The organism is Arthrobacter sp. NPDC090010, assembly GCF_044748305.1.
Lineage (GTDB): Bacteria > Actinomycetota > Actinomycetes > Actinomycetales > Micrococcaceae > Arthrobacter_E.
In genome coordinates, this window is sequence record NZ_JBIVFT010000001.1 from 397,773 (window position 1) to 410,355 (window position 12,583).

The 12,583-nt window shown below is 67.4% G+C and carries 12 protein-coding genes; 8 read left to right on the forward strand and 4 right to left on the reverse strand.

The window, feature by feature from the left end; all coding sequences use genetic code 11:
- Positions 1 to 162: 162 nt before the first annotated feature.
- The 3 genes from ACIPXZ_RS01920 to ACIPXZ_RS01930 form a co-directional block, all read right to left on the reverse strand.
- The gene (locus tag ACIPXZ_RS01920; protein ID WP_400590438.1) at positions 163 to 831 is read right to left on the reverse strand and encodes an NADPH-dependent F420 reductase; all 669 of its coding nucleotides are present in this window, start codon (positions 829 to 831) and stop codon (positions 163 to 165) included.
- A 256-nt stretch (positions 832 to 1,087) separates the two neighbouring features.
- A complete protein-coding gene (locus tag ACIPXZ_RS01925; protein WP_400590439.1) occupies positions 1,088 to 1,870 on the reverse strand; it encodes a VOC family protein in 783 nt (260 codons plus the stop codon).
- 124 nt (positions 1,871 to 1,994) lie between these two features.
- A complete protein-coding gene (locus ACIPXZ_RS01930; protein WP_400590440.1) occupies positions 1,995 to 2,984 on the reverse strand; it encodes an SDR family NAD(P)-dependent oxidoreductase in 990 nt (329 codons plus the stop codon).
- Between the two features lie 30 nt (positions 2,985 to 3,014).
- Between ACIPXZ_RS01930 and ACIPXZ_RS01935 the strand changes: the two genes are divergently transcribed.
- Entirely contained in the window at positions 3,015 to 3,554 is a 540-nt protein-coding gene (locus ACIPXZ_RS01935) for a MerR family transcriptional regulator (protein ID WP_400590441.1), read from the forward strand.
- Between the two features lie 45 nt (positions 3,555 to 3,599).
- Here ACIPXZ_RS01935 and ACIPXZ_RS01940 read toward each other — a convergent pair whose 3' ends face one another.
- Positions 3,600 to 4,949 (reverse strand): glutamyl-tRNA reductase, encoded by a 1,350-nt coding sequence (locus ACIPXZ_RS01940; protein ID WP_400590442.1) that lies wholly within the window; start codon positions 4,947 to 4,949, stop codon positions 3,600 to 3,602.
- Between the two features lie 144 nt (positions 4,950 to 5,093).
- Between ACIPXZ_RS01940 and hemE the strand changes: the two genes are divergently transcribed.
- The 7 genes from hemE to hemB all read left to right on the forward strand — a co-directional run bounded on the left by hemE (position 5,094) and on the right by hemB (position 12,528).
- The gene (hemE, locus tag ACIPXZ_RS01945) at positions 5,094 to 6,170 is read left to right on the forward strand and encodes a uroporphyrinogen decarboxylase (RefSeq protein WP_400590443.1); all 1,077 of its coding nucleotides are present in this window, start codon (positions 5,094 to 5,096) and stop codon (positions 6,168 to 6,170) included.
- Positions 6,171 to 6,175: 5 nt separating this feature from the next.
- On the forward strand, positions 6,176 to 7,708 hold the full coding sequence (hemG, locus tag ACIPXZ_RS01950; RefSeq protein WP_400590444.1) for a protoporphyrinogen oxidase: 1,533 nt from the start codon (positions 6,176 to 6,178) through the stop codon (positions 7,706 to 7,708).
- Between the two features lie 55 nt (positions 7,709 to 7,763).
- Positions 7,764 to 8,474: a hydrogen peroxide-dependent heme synthase gene (hemQ, locus tag ACIPXZ_RS01955; protein WP_400590445.1), complete on the forward strand. Its 711-nt coding sequence runs from the start codon at positions 7,764 to 7,766 to the stop codon at positions 8,472 to 8,474.
- Positions 8,471 to 9,688 carry a ferrochelatase gene (locus ACIPXZ_RS01960; protein WP_400590446.1) on the forward strand — a complete coding sequence of 406 codons (1,218 nt, stop codon included), beginning with the start codon at positions 8,471 to 8,473 and terminating at the stop codon, positions 9,686 to 9,688. The genes hemQ and ACIPXZ_RS01960 overlap by 4 nt, the downstream gene beginning before the upstream one ends.
- A 30-nt stretch (positions 9,689 to 9,718) precedes the next feature.
- Positions 9,719 to 10,693, forward strand: a complete 975-nt coding sequence (gene hemC / locus ACIPXZ_RS01965) for a hydroxymethylbilane synthase (RefSeq protein ID WP_400590447.1) — start codon at positions 9,719 to 9,721, stop codon at positions 10,691 to 10,693.
- A gap of 61 nt (positions 10,694 to 10,754) precedes the next feature.
- A complete protein-coding gene (locus ACIPXZ_RS01970; RefSeq protein WP_400590448.1) occupies positions 10,755 to 11,531 on the forward strand; it encodes a uroporphyrinogen-III synthase in 777 nt (258 codons plus the stop codon).
- Between the two features lie 19 nt (positions 11,532 to 11,550).
- Positions 11,551 to 12,528 (forward strand): porphobilinogen synthase, encoded by a 978-nt coding sequence (gene hemB, locus ACIPXZ_RS01975; protein ID WP_400590449.1) that lies wholly within the window; start codon positions 11,551 to 11,553, stop codon positions 12,526 to 12,528.
- The last annotated feature ends 55 nt before the right edge of the window (positions 12,529 to 12,583 follow it).

The following is a 12,583-nucleotide window of genomic DNA, read 5'->3' on the forward strand; positions in this document are numbered from 1 at the left end:
AATCCCTCGTCCCAACCCTACTGACATCGTTTCGCTTCCTCGGACGGGACTATTGGCGTCCGCTTAGACGGCCAACGGTTCCCGGGCCACTCGTGAGGGCACAGGACGCAGGCTTCTTCGGGACAGCGTGCCGCAGCAGGCAGCGGCGGCACGCTCGCAGATCTATTCGGTGCCGGATGCTCGCACGATCTTGAAGTTGAACTCGGGTCCTCCGAGAGCGCCCATGACACGCAGCCACAAGGGCAGCACCATCTCCATGCCACGTGCGGCGGTGACGTCGCCGAGGTCGAGGACGTCCTGATGACCGAGCTGGGCCAGGAGAACGCCGACCACGTTCTTGGCCTCGGAATCGGCTCCGCAGAGAAATGTCGTTCCCTCTGCCGCGAGATCATGGGTGTTGACCATCACGATGGAACTCATCGTGTTCAAGGCCTTCACCAGCTTCGCCGCAGGGTATTCCCTCTGGATGCTTTCGGCGAGCGAATCGGTGTCCTTCACGAAAAGGGTTGGCGGGAATCCCTTGCTGAAATCGAGAGGATTCGACACATCCCACAGCACTTTTCCTTCGAGATTGCTGCGGCCCGTCGCTGACAGGACGTCGAGGGCATTCACTCCTCCGACGGCGACGACGATGACTTCGGATTGGGCGGCTGCGTCCGAGAAGTGCCCGATGCCCACGGAAGGGTTCTGCGCATGCCACTGCTTGAAGTTCTCATCGTCACGCGTCGTTTCCGGATCGCGCGTACCCAGGATGACGTGGTGCCCGAGGTTGCAGAGCCGCGCAGAGAGCGTGCGACCGACCACTCCGGTGCCCAAAACGGCGATGTTCATGTCAGTTTCTCCCAACTCATGAGGCTTCTTCCAGCTTATAGAGCCAATGCCATGGCGCCGTGTTGTGCCGCCGAACTCGCTGAGATCGTGCGATTTCGCTGTGTCAGGGCACGATCTCGCACCGGATCAGCGGGCTCGGCCGAAGAATGGGAACAAGCAGCGAGTTCGCCGGCGCGAGTCCGGTGAGACAGGACAACCGGCGAGGGGCGGAGACACGGTGCCGCCGCCCCTCGCTTCATGGCTTCTTCCTGAGGCCTCAGGCCTGCTCGGTGGGCAGGGTGATGAGGCCGAAGGCCTCGCCCTGCGGGCCCTGGATGACTGACATCCGGCCGAAGGGGGAGTCCATCGGGGGCATCAGCACCGTGGCACCCAGCTCGACTGCCTTCGCGATGCCGGCGTCGACGTCGTCGGCGGCGAACCAGGCGAGCCAGTAGTTCGGCATGCCCTCGGGCATCTGGCCGTCGTGGTGGATGCCGCCCACTTCCTGGCCATCGCTTGCGCGCTTGAACGTCGAGTACACGAAGCCCTCGCCGGAGATGTCATGGAATTCGACGCCGAACACCGCCGGGTAGAACTCACGAGCCGCATCGTAGTCACGGGTGTGAAGCTCGTTCCAGCACAATGCACCGTGCTCGTTGTAGCGCTCGGCACCGATGTGCGTTCCTGCCTGCCAGATGCCGAAAGCGGCACCCGCGGTGTCGGAGGCGATCGCCATGCGCCCCGAGTCCATGACATCGAAGGGTGGGGCGATGATCTGACCACCGGCGTCACCGACCTTGATGGTGGTGGCATCGACGTCGTCGGCCGCGAGGTAAGTGGTCCAGACGGTCGGCATCTGGGGATCCTGCTTCGATCCGAGGCCGGCGACGGCCTTGCCGTCCAGTTGCGCGAGGACGTAGCCACCGGCTTCCTCGCCACCGGAGAGATACTCCCAGCCGAAGAGTCCGGTGTAGAAGGCCTTCGCGGCCTCGACGTCGTCGCTGCCCAGATCGACCCAGGTGGGGGTTCCTTCGGGCCACGGTTCGTTACGGATGGGCATTTCAGCTCCTTATGTCGTGACGACGCCGAGCGGCGTCAATGGTTAGGAGAGCTGCCTCACGGGATCGTGACGGAGTTTTCGATCCGCGCTGTCGCCCCGCAGGCGGTCGTGGCCCCGCGCCGCATCAGATGATGGGTGTGACGGCGGTGGCTGCGGCGGAGTAGCCCCAGAGGCGTGTGCCGTCAGAGGGGTCCAGGGCCCAGGGTTTCACCCCGCCTGCCACCATGTCCATGTCCGCTTCGGCTGTGGCCTGAGCGACGTCGTTGTCCTGGACGTACACACCGCTCAAGTCGTTCAGCTCCGCTGACGTCAACGCCCAGACTGCTGTGGATGCGCCCTGCTCCGGGGTCTTCAGTTTCAGCGCAGGGTTTGGCGCCCCGGACGCGTCGGCCCAGCCCAAAGCGATCTGCTCTTCCACGGTGAGGTGTCGTTGCAGCGGGGTCATGATGTTGCCCGGATGGACGCTGAATGCCTGTACTCCGATCTTGCCGCCGCGTTCTGCAAGTTCCGCGGCGAACAGTGCATTTGCGCTCTTTGACTGTCCGTACGCGAGCCACGGATCGTATGGTTCCGAGGCGAAGTGAACATCGGCCCAGCGGATTCCGCTCGTGAAGTGCCCCGCGGAGGACATCATGACGACGCGCGCGGCTCGATCCGCGAGAAGAGGCAGTATCCCGGCGATCAGGGCGAAGTGGCCCAAGTGGTTGACGGCGAACTGGTATTCCCATCCTTCGCCCGTTCGCTTTTCCGGGCAGGCCATCACTCCGGCGCTGGCGAGCACGCCATCGAACGGCTTGCCCTCCTCGAGAAGGTCGCGCACGAGTCTGTGCACATCGCGTTGCTCGGACAGATCGGACTCGACAAGGGTGACACGCTCGATTCCTGCCGTCGTCTCGGCCGCGAGATGAGCGCGACGAGAGAGCACGACGACGGACGCGCCCGCCTGTGCAAGGGCGCGGGTCATCTCCAGCCCGATACCGGAGTAGCCACCAGTGACGAGTATCCGCTTGCCGCTGAGATCGACGTCGGAGAGGACATCGCTCGCGGTGTGGTCACGGTTGAACTTGGAGGGAAGGGTGTGCTGACGCTTCAGACGGGTTTTCAGTGAGGTCATGGTGTGACCGTAAGACGTAGAGTGAACTCTATGTCAACCATGGATACTCCGGGGGCCGAGACATCGGAACCGCAGCGCTATTCGATCGGAGAAGTCTCCCAGATCACGGGAGTGGGCATTCATGCGCTCCGTTGGTTCGAACGGGAAGGGCTGTTCCCGATGAAGGTGGAGCGGACCCCCGGAGGACAGCGGATCTTCGACGCCGATATCGTCTACTGGATCACCTTGTGCACAACATTGAGGGAAACCGGAATGCCCATCGCACGGGTGAAAGACTTCGCCGCGCTCGTCGAGGCCGGTCCCGGGAACGAGGAAGACCGGCTCGCTCTCCTTGAGGTGCACGAAGCGACTGTCCGGGAGAAGATCCGCGTCCTTCAGGATTCTCTCGCCGTGATTTCTGCAAAGACCGCCATCTACAGGGCGCATCTCGCTGACGGTACCGCGATCGGTCTGTGGGACCCGACCGTTCCGCCCGGCCGGCATCAGACCGACGGCATCAGGCCGACGGATGGACCCGGACCGACGGATGGACCCGGGGTCTCCAGAGGGCAAGAATCCGCAAAGGACTGACCATGTGAATCGCCGGGCGGGGTGTGAATCCCCGGTGTCGCAACGTCAGGCGCTGAGGTCGCGTGCCTCGTGCGCAGGGCAGTTCTGGTCCTCGGTGGCGGCTACGGGCTGCGGCTCGGCGACGTCGATCCCGTAGAGGGCCTCGATCGCATTGACGTACTGCTCCTGGAGTCCCGCCGCGGCCAGTTCGCGTCCGCGCACCATGGGCGTGTGCAGCAATTGCTTGACCATCCGGCGCAGAGCGAATTCGACTTCCTCGGCAGCCGCCGTGCAGCCGTGCCGGGCCCGGACGCGTTCCATCTCCGAATCCAGCACGGACATGGTGTGTTTCCGCAAGGCCACGATGGCTGTGTCGACGCTCCGCGAGCGGCGCTCGGCTTCGAATTCATACGCGGCGTCAGCCACGATCCTGGTGGCTTCCTGGAGTGATTCCGCCGCTTCCTCCGGTGCGGCCAGCCGCACCGACTCGAGTGTCAGCAACTCGACGCCGTCCAATTCATCGACGGCGGGGTCGAAGTCGCGGCTCAGTGCGAGGTCGATGACGACGAGAGGTTTGGGGTCGGCTCCACGGACCTCTGCGAGTTCAGCTGCGGAGACCCTGCGGTCGGAGCCGCTGCAGCCGATGAGCACATCGGCCTCGGCGATGGCAGCGTCCAGGCTGTCGGCGTCGAGAGCGGCGCCACCGCGGGCGGCGACGAAGTCGCCGGCACGTCCTGAGCCGGAGAACACGCCCACCTGGGTGCAACCGCGTTCCCGCAGCAAGGCCATGGTGGCGCCGGCGTAGGCACCGGTGCCGAACAGCACCACCTTGGTGGATGGCCAGTCACGGTCCTCGGAAAGGTCGGTGGCGAGTTCCAAGGCCACGGAAACGATCGAGAGGCCCCGGCTGCCGAGGGCGGTGCGGGTCCCCACATCCTTGGCGGTGCGGCTGGCGGCCTGGAAGAGCCGGACCAGCCCGGGGCTCGCAGTGCCCGAGTCCTGCGCGGTGATCAGCGCGCGGCGGACCTGGCCGGCGATCTCCCGCTCGCCGACGACGGCGGAGTCCAGTCCAGCGCCGACGGAGAAGAGATGCTTGGACACCTCAGGGCCGTGTCGCAGTGTGAGCGCCTGGGCGACGGTCTTCTCGTCGAGGCCGCTGCGCAGTGTGATGCTGCGCAGGAGCTCATCTCGGGCGGCGTCCAGGCCGTGATCGGTGCTCGCCTCTGCGTAGACCTCGAAACGGTTGCAGGTGGCCAGCACGACGGCGCCGTTCAGCGCTGGAGCAGCTTCGGGCACGGAGGAAAGCGGGGGAGCGTGCAGGCTCCCAGAGGCGACAGCAGAAGCGCCTTTGCTCAATCGAGCAACGGTTTCAAGGTTCAAGTCGGCATGCGTGGCCGTCAGGGAGAAGAGCACCACAGTTCCACTATCTTACGCTCTTCGCACCTTTGTAGAAAACTTCCCGGGATTCCGCGGATCCCAGTGCTGGCGCGGTTTTCGGTGACACTCTGTCACTGACAAAGTGTCGTCAAGTTGGGCCCCGGGAGTGGGGACAATCAAGATATGCCTTCCATGCTCCAGGCCCTTCCGGCTGCCCACCCTCTGGTCACGGGCGCCACCGCTTCCTCTCCGCTGATCACCGCGTACCGGGGTGGAAAGCCTTCCCGGCGTCCCGTCTGGTTCATGCGTCAGGCCGGCCGTTCCCTTCCCGAGTACCGCGCCGTCCGCCAGGGCATCTCCATGCTGGACTCCTGCCTGAAGCCGGAGCTGGCCGCCGAGATCACCTTGCAGCCGGTGCGCCGCCACGATGTCGACGCGGGGATCTTCTTCTCCGACATCGTGATTCCTCTCAAGCTCGCGGGAGCGGGCGTGGACATCGTCCCCGGGGTCGGTCCCGTGCTGGAGCACCCGGTGCGTACCGCCGCCGACGTCGCCCGCCTTCCGAAACTCACGTGGGAGGCGCTTGAGCCGATCCGCGAGGCGGTACGTCTCACCGTGGACGAGCTGGGGTCGACTCCGCTGATCGGTTTCGCGGGTGCCCCGTTCACGCTTGCCGCCTACATGGTGGAAGGGCGCCCCTCCCGTGACCACCTGGGCCCGCGCACGATGATGCACGCCGACCCGGCCAGCTGGGAGGCGTTGGCCGCCTGGGCGGCAGACGCCTCGGGCCTCTTCCTGCGGGCACAGCTCGAAGCGGGTGCTTCCGCGGCGCAGCTTTTCGATTCCTGGGCGGGTTCCCTGGGCCTGGCCGACTACGAGCGTTTCGTCGCCCCTGCCTCGGCCCGTGCCCTGGAGCCCGTCCGTGGTCTCGGAGCCCCGCTGGTGCACTTCGGCACCGGCACCTCGGAACTGCTCGGTGCCATGCACCGGGTGGGCGTGGACGTGATGGGCGTCGACTACCGCCTGCCGCTCGATGAAGCCAGCCGTCGCCTGGGCGGTACGGTGCCGTTGCAGGGCAATATCGATCCTGCTCTTCTTCCGGCCCCGTGGGAGGTTCTGGAGGCTCACGTCCGCGAAGTCATCGCGGCAGGCTCCGAGGCCCCGGGTCACGTGCTGAACCTCGGCCACGGGGTTCCCCCGGAGACGGACCCGGAGGTCCTGACCCGGCTGGTCTCCCTGATCCACTCCATCGGCTACTGAAGGTCATGTCCCAGAGTCACCCCGAATCCGTATCCGGCGGAGGTCGCGCCACGGAGGCCACGAAGGGCCCCGTGCGTGCCGTCGTCGTCGGCGGAGGTGTCTCCGGGCTCCTGGCCGCCTATGAATTGGCGGCGGGCGGCGCAGCGGTGACATTGCTCGAGGCCCGTGCCTCGCTGGGCGGTTCGGTGGGCAGCCATCGGGTCGGTGAGCTGACGCTGGACTCGGGTGCCGAGTCCTTCGCCACGCGCAGCGATGCGATCCCCGACCTCCTCGAGGAACTCGGCCTCGCCGGGGACATCGTCCTGCCCAATCCGGCAGGAGCCTGGGTGCGTCTGCCTCAGGGACCCCGCGAGTTGCCGCGGACCGGAGTTCTCGGGATCCCGGCAGACCCCTGGGACGCGGAGGTCCGCCGGACCCTGGGCTGGAGCGGCTCGCTCCGGGCCAGCCTCGACAGGGTCCTTCCGGCCTCCCTCGGTGCCGGTCCCGATGTCAGCAGTGTGGCTCGCCTCGTACGTCTGAGACAGGGCCGTCGCGTCCTCAAGCGCCTCGTCGAGCCGGTGGTCGGTGGCGTCCATGCCGCCGATCCGGGCTTGCTGGACGTGGACATGGTCGCCCCGGGGCTGCGCCGCCGGATGGCTGAGCACGGTTCTCTGGGTGCTGCGGTCCTGGCTCAGCGCCAGGCGGCCTCAAAGGGCCCCACGACAGCAAACGGCTCCTCTGCCGCTCACGGTGGTGCCCGCAGAGCGGGATCTGCGGTCGCCGGCATCCGCGGCGGCATGCACCGGCTCGTGGAACGTCTGGAGGAGCGGCTTCGTGAGATGGGCGTCCGCATCTTGACCGAGACGAGCGCTCAGGCTGTGGAGCGCTCCACAGTTTCGGGCTGGACGGTCCGGACCTCGGCGGGAGACTTCGACGGCGACCGTCTGGTGGTCGCTCTCGACGGTCCTGCCGCGGTCGAGCTGCTGGCATCTGTCGTGCCTGCGCTGGAGGAGCACCGCCCGCAGCCGGGCGCTGAGATCAAACTCGTCACTCTGGTGGTGAACCGGCCGGAACTCGACGCGCAGCCGAGGGGCACCGGCATCCTGGTGGCTCCTCAGGTGGAGGAGGTCCAGGCGAAAGCCCTGACCCATGCGACGGCGAAGTGGCCGTGGCTGGCGGATCGCGTGGCTCCCGGGGTCCATGTGCTGCGTCTGAGCTACGGCAGGCAGGACGGCTCGCCGGCAGGGCTCTCCTCCGGCCCCGAGAACGATGACGAACTGTTCGCTGCGGCCCTGGCGGATGCCGGCGAGTTGCTGAGCGTCTCCTTGACAGCCTCCGACGTCCTGGACCACGACGTCGTGCGCTGGTCGGGCGCCTTGCCGTTCGCCGCCGTCGGGCACAAGCAGCGGGTCGAGACAATACGGCGTCTCTGCTCCGAGGTGCCGGGGCTCGATGTCGTGGGGGCCTGGCTGTCAGGCACGGGCCTCGCGGCCGTCGTCGCCGATACCCGGTCCCGGCTCTCGCGGCCTGTCACCCAGGAAACCCCGGAGCCCACGTAAACTTCTACGTAGTGTAGAAAATTGATCACTTCCGACGCAGGAGGACACTGAAATCATGAGTCACGCAACAAGCCCGCAGCAGGACGCCTCGTCCGGGGGATCCGTCAACCAGTACTTCACGCTCTGGGCCGTCTTCAAGCGTGCCGGAGCGGCGTCCGTAGCCCGGCCCGAGGGGGCCGTTGAGGACTTCGAAGCGCTCGTCGCGGCTTTCGGTGAGAAGAACGTGACCCTGCGCGGAGCCTACGACGTCTCCGGCATGCGTGCCGAGGCCGATGTGATGCTCTGGCTCCACGGCTCCCAGCCGGAGGAACTGCAGGCTGCGCTGCGCCAGATCCGCCGCAGCCCGCTTTTCACGGCCACCGAACTGGCCTTCTCGGCCATGGGCGTGCACCGGGACGCAGAGTTCGCCAAGAGCCACACCCCGGCGTTCTCCCGTGGTGTGCCCGCCGAGGAATGGCTGTGCGTCTACCCGTTCGTCCGCTCCTACGAGTGGTACATCCTTCCCGCGGAGGAGCGCGGCCGCATGCTGCGCGACCACGGTCTGCTGGGCCGCGAGTTCCCGCAGGTCCAGTCCAACACGGTGGCCTCCTTCGCGCTCGGTGACTGGGAGTGGATCCTGGCCCTTGAAGCCCCGGCGCTGGTGGACCTGGTGGACCTCATGCGCCATCTGCGTCACACCGACGCCCGCAACCACGTCCGTGAGGAAATTCCGTTCTACACCGGCCGCCGCATCCCGGCCGCCGAGATTGCCGAGGTTCTCGCATGAACACGCCGCTCGACACCGCCCTCGAAGCCCTGAACATCAGCATCGAGCCGAACGCCGTGACGGAGCGGGGACGCATGGCCCCCGCCGATTACGACGCCGTGCTGCTGGCCTCCTTCGGCGGCCCGGAAGGCCAGGACGATGTGATCCCGTTCCTGCGCAACGTCACGCGCGGCCGCGGCATCCCGGATGAGCGCCTCGAAGAGGTCAGCCACCACTATCGTGCCTTCGGCGGCGTGAGCCCCATCAACCAGCAGAACCGCGAGCTCAAGGCGGCGCTGGAAGCGGAACTGGCGGCGCGCGGCATCGCTCTGCCGCTCTACTGGGGCAACCGGAACTGGGATCCCTACATCCCCGAGACCCTGCAGAAGATGTACGACGACGGCCACCGCCGTGTCCTCATGATCACCACGAGCGCCTACTCCTGCTACTCCAGCTGCCGCCAGTACCGTGAGGACATCGGCATCGCACTCACGGAGACCGGTCTGGACGGCAGGCTCCAGGTGGACAAGGTGCGCCAGTACTTCGATCACCCCGGTTTCATCCTCCCGTTCGTCGAGGGCACGCTGGAAGGCCTTCAGAAGGTCCGCCTGGCTCTGAACGCCGAGGACGGTTCCCGTGACTCCGAGATCCGGGTGCTTTTCGCCACCCACTCCATCCCGACCCGGGACGCCGAGGCAGCAGGCCGCAGCGAGGACGAGCCCCGCGAGTTCGAGGGGAACTCCGCCTACGTGGCGCAGCACCTCGCCGCGGCCCGCGCCATCATGGCCGTCGTGGCACCTGACGTCTCCTGGGATCTCGTGTACCAGTCCCGCTCCGGCGCGCCGCACGTGCCGTGGCTGGAGCCGGACATCAACGACCACCTCGAGGAGATCGCCCCGCTGGGCGTCAAGGGCGCTGTGATCGTGCCGCTCGGCTTCGTGAGCGACCACATGGAGGTCGCCTGGGACCTCGACACCGAGGCCCTGGAGACCTGCGGTGAACTCGGCATCGAGGCGGTCCGCGTCCCGACCCCGGGCACGCACGGCACCTTCGTCGCCGGGCTGGTGGATCTGATCTCCGAGCGGACCGTGGAGAAGAACATCTCCGAGCGTCCGCATGTGACGGACCTCGGCCCCTGGTACGACATCTGCCGTCCGGGTTGCTGCGAGAACTTCCGTGGCGCCAAGCCCGTCATCGCCGAAGCGGGCGTGACCCTGGGCACCACGCACGACTGAGCCGCTTCCAGACAGAGGAGTTTGAGGAACATGGGCGTCCGTATCGGAACCCGCGGCAGCCAACTGGCTGTCACCCAGTCCCAGCACACGGCGGATCAGCTGGCCGCTGTCGGGGGCTTCGAGACCGAGCTGGTCCGCATCAAGACCGATGGCGACGTGCTGACCGGACCGCTGTCCCAGATGGGCGGCACCGGGGTGTTCGCCGTCGCGCTGCGGGACGCGCTGCTCGTCGAGCGTTGCGACGTCGCCGTTCACTCCCTCAAGGATCTGCCGACGGCGGCCGTGCCGGGCCTGGCGATCGCAGCTGTCCCGGCGCGTGAAGACGTCCGCGACGCCCTCTGCGCCCGGGACGGGCTGACCCTCCAGACCCTCCCGCAGGGCGCCCGGGTCGGCACCGGGTCGCCACGGCGTGCCGCGCAGCTGCTGATGGCCCGGCCCGATGTGCAGATCGTGGACATCCGGGGGAACGTCGACACCCGGCTTGGACGCGTGCCCGGATTGCCCGGCAACGCCGCGGACGCCCCGGGGGACCTCGACGCCGTCGTGCTCGCCGCCTCGGGTCTGAAGCGTCTGGGCCGCACGGATGTCATCAGCGAATACCTGGAGACCTCCGTGATGCTGCCTGCGCCCGGACAGGGCGCGCTGGCGGTCGAGACCCGCGCGGCGGACGCCCCGCATCACGAGTCGCAGGCCACTGCACCGGAGGTTCTCGCCCAGGCTCTCGCTGCGATCGACGACAACGACTCGCGACTCGCGGTGACGGCTGAGCGCGCGCTGCTGGCACGGCTGGAAGCCGGCTGCGCGGCACCCGTCGGTGCTCACGCCTATCGCAAGGGAAGCTTCCTGCACCTCGAAGCGGTGGTCTGCGCAAACGACGGTTCGCGGCACGAACGCCGTGCGAAGGCCAGCGACCTCTTCACCGAGGTCGGTGCGACCTTGCTCGGGATCGAGCTGGCCGAGGAACTCCTCGACGCCGGGGTGGCGGACTTTGCCGACCTCGGCTGAGAAGCCTCCCCTCGCCGGACGGTCCGTGCTCCTGACCCGGAGTCCCGACCGGTCCGGCGGCATGACCGCCGCCCTCCGCACCGCCGGGGCGGAAGTATTCCTGCTCCCTCTCATCGACTTCGAAGCGGTGGAGGAGGAAAAGGCCGTGGTGGAGGCGCTGGAGCGCGCCGCAGCGGGGGAGTACGACTGGCTCGTGGTCAGCAGCATCACCACCGCTCGTGCGATGCTGCAGTACCTCGGCACCCAGCGCCTCGAAGCCTTGGGCAATGCTTCGCTCAAGGTGGCGACCATCGGCCCGAGCTCCCGGAGCATTCTGGAAGAGCTCGGGTTCGCCGTGGAACTCGCCCCGGAAGACCGGCAATCCGCGGCCGGCCTGCTGGAACTGTGGACCGCCGCTGGAGCCAGGATTCTGCTGCCACAGGCGGACATCGCCGGGACCGCACTCGCGGAGGGACTGCGGGCGGCCGGAAACGTCGTCGACACCGTCACCGCGTACCACACGGTCGACTACCCGGCCCGGGCAGACCGCCGTCTCACGGCGGATCTCGGCAGGCCGGATGCCGACGCCTCGAACGAATCCCCGGAGCCGATCCTCAGCCCCGGAGAGGCCCGCAGCGCCGACGCGGAGGGCGCCTTCGACGTCGTCGTGGCTGCCTCGCCCAGCGCGGCACGTGCCGTCGTGGATCGCCTGGGTTCTTCACCACGGGCCCGCTTCCTGGCGATCGGGCCGAGCACTGCCGCCGAAGCCGAACGCCTCGGCCTCGCCGTCGCGGCCACCGCCGCCACCCCCACACCCCACGGAATCGTCGACGCCGCCATCGCGGCGCTGAACAGTTGATCATTCAGGAGAAGGATCCATGGAACTTTCACACCGCCCCCGCCGTCTGCGCACCACCCCCGCCCTGCGCCGTCTGGTCGCTGAGAACAGACTGTCTCCCTCCGAGCTGATCCTGCCCGCCTTCATCCGTGAGGGGCTGAGCGAGCCTGCGCCGATCACGTCGATGCCGGGCGTCGTGCAGCACACCACGGACACCCTCCGGCGTGCGGCTGCTGAGGCCGTGGAACTCGGGGTGGGTGGCATCATGCTGTTCGGCGTGCCCGAGGTGCGCGACGCCGAGGGCAGTGCCGGCCTGGACCCGGACGGAGTGCTGAACAAGGCGATCCGCGACGTGCGGGCCGAAGTGGGCGACGAGCTCGTGATCATGAGCGATGTGTGCCTGGATGAGTTCACCGACCACGGGCACTGCGGCGTGCTCGACGCCGAGGGACGCGTGGACAACGACCGCACCGTGGACATCTATGCCCGGATGGCCGTGGCACAGGCCGAGGCCGGTGCCCACGTCCTCGGCCCCTCCGGCATGATGGACGGTCAGATCGCTCCCATGCGTGCGGCTCTGGACGCGGCCGGATTCCAGGACGTTTCGATTCTCGCCTACGCGGCCAAGTACGCCTCCGCCTTCTACGGTCCGTTCCGCGAAGCCGTCGACTCTCAGCTCAAGGGCGACCGCCGGACGTATCAGATGGACGCCTCGAACCGGCGGGAAGCGATCCTGGAGGTCCAGCTGGACCTGGAGGAGGGGGCGGACATGGTGATGGTCAAGCCCGCCATGAGCTACCTGGACATCCTCGCCGATGTCGCAGCCATGAGCCCCGTGCCCGTGGCCGCCTACCAGATCTCGGGTGAGTACGCCATGATCGAGGCCGCCGCAGCGAATGGCTGGATCAACCGCGAGGCGGCGATCCAGGAATCGGTCTTGAGCATCAAGCGGGCTGGTGCGAACATGGTCCTCACGTACTGGGCGAGCGAGCTCGCCGGGTGGTTGCGCCAGGGCTGATCTCCTGCGCAGGCAGGCGGCGGGGCGTCGTCTGAGCGCCGCCCCGCGTGCCGGG

Bases quoted from the DNA above. Each gene is read 5' to 3' on its own strand.
- hemG (WP_400590444.1), top strand. From the start codon at position 6,176: ATGTCCCAGAGTCACCCCGAATCCGTATCCGGCGGAGGTCGCGCCACG.
- ACIPXZ_RS01935 (WP_400590441.1), top strand. From the start codon at position 3,015: ATGTCAACCATGGATACTCCGGGGGCCGAGACATCGGAACCGCAGCGC.
- hemQ (WP_400590445.1), top strand. From the start codon at position 7,764: ATGAGTCACGCAACAAGCCCGCAGCAGGACGCCTCGTCCGGGGGATCC.
- hemE (WP_400590443.1), top strand. From the start codon at position 5,094: ATGCCTTCCATGCTCCAGGCCCTTCCGGCTGCCCACCCTCTGGTCACG.
- ACIPXZ_RS01960 (WP_400590446.1), top strand. From the start codon at position 8,471: ATGAACACGCCGCTCGACACCGCCCTCGAAGCCCTGAACATCAGCATC.
- ACIPXZ_RS01925 (WP_400590439.1), bottom strand. From the start codon at position 1,870: ATGCCCATCCGTAACGAACCGTGGCCCGAAGGAACCCCCACCTGGGTC.
- ACIPXZ_RS01970 (WP_400590448.1), top strand. From the start codon at position 10,755: ATGACCGCCGCCCTCCGCACCGCCGGGGCGGAAGTATTCCTGCTCCCT.
- ACIPXZ_RS01930 (WP_400590440.1), bottom strand. From the start codon at position 2,984: ATGACCTCACTGAAAACCCGTCTGAAGCGTCAGCACACCCTTCCCTCC.
- hemB (WP_400590449.1), top strand. From the start codon at position 11,551: ATGGAACTTTCACACCGCCCCCGCCGTCTGCGCACCACCCCCGCCCTG.
- ACIPXZ_RS01920 (WP_400590438.1), bottom strand. From the start codon at position 831: ATGAACATCGCCGTTTTGGGCACCGGAGTGGTCGGTCGCACGCTCTCT.
- hemC (WP_400590447.1), top strand. From the start codon at position 9,719: ATGGGCGTCCGTATCGGAACCCGCGGCAGCCAACTGGCTGTCACCCAG.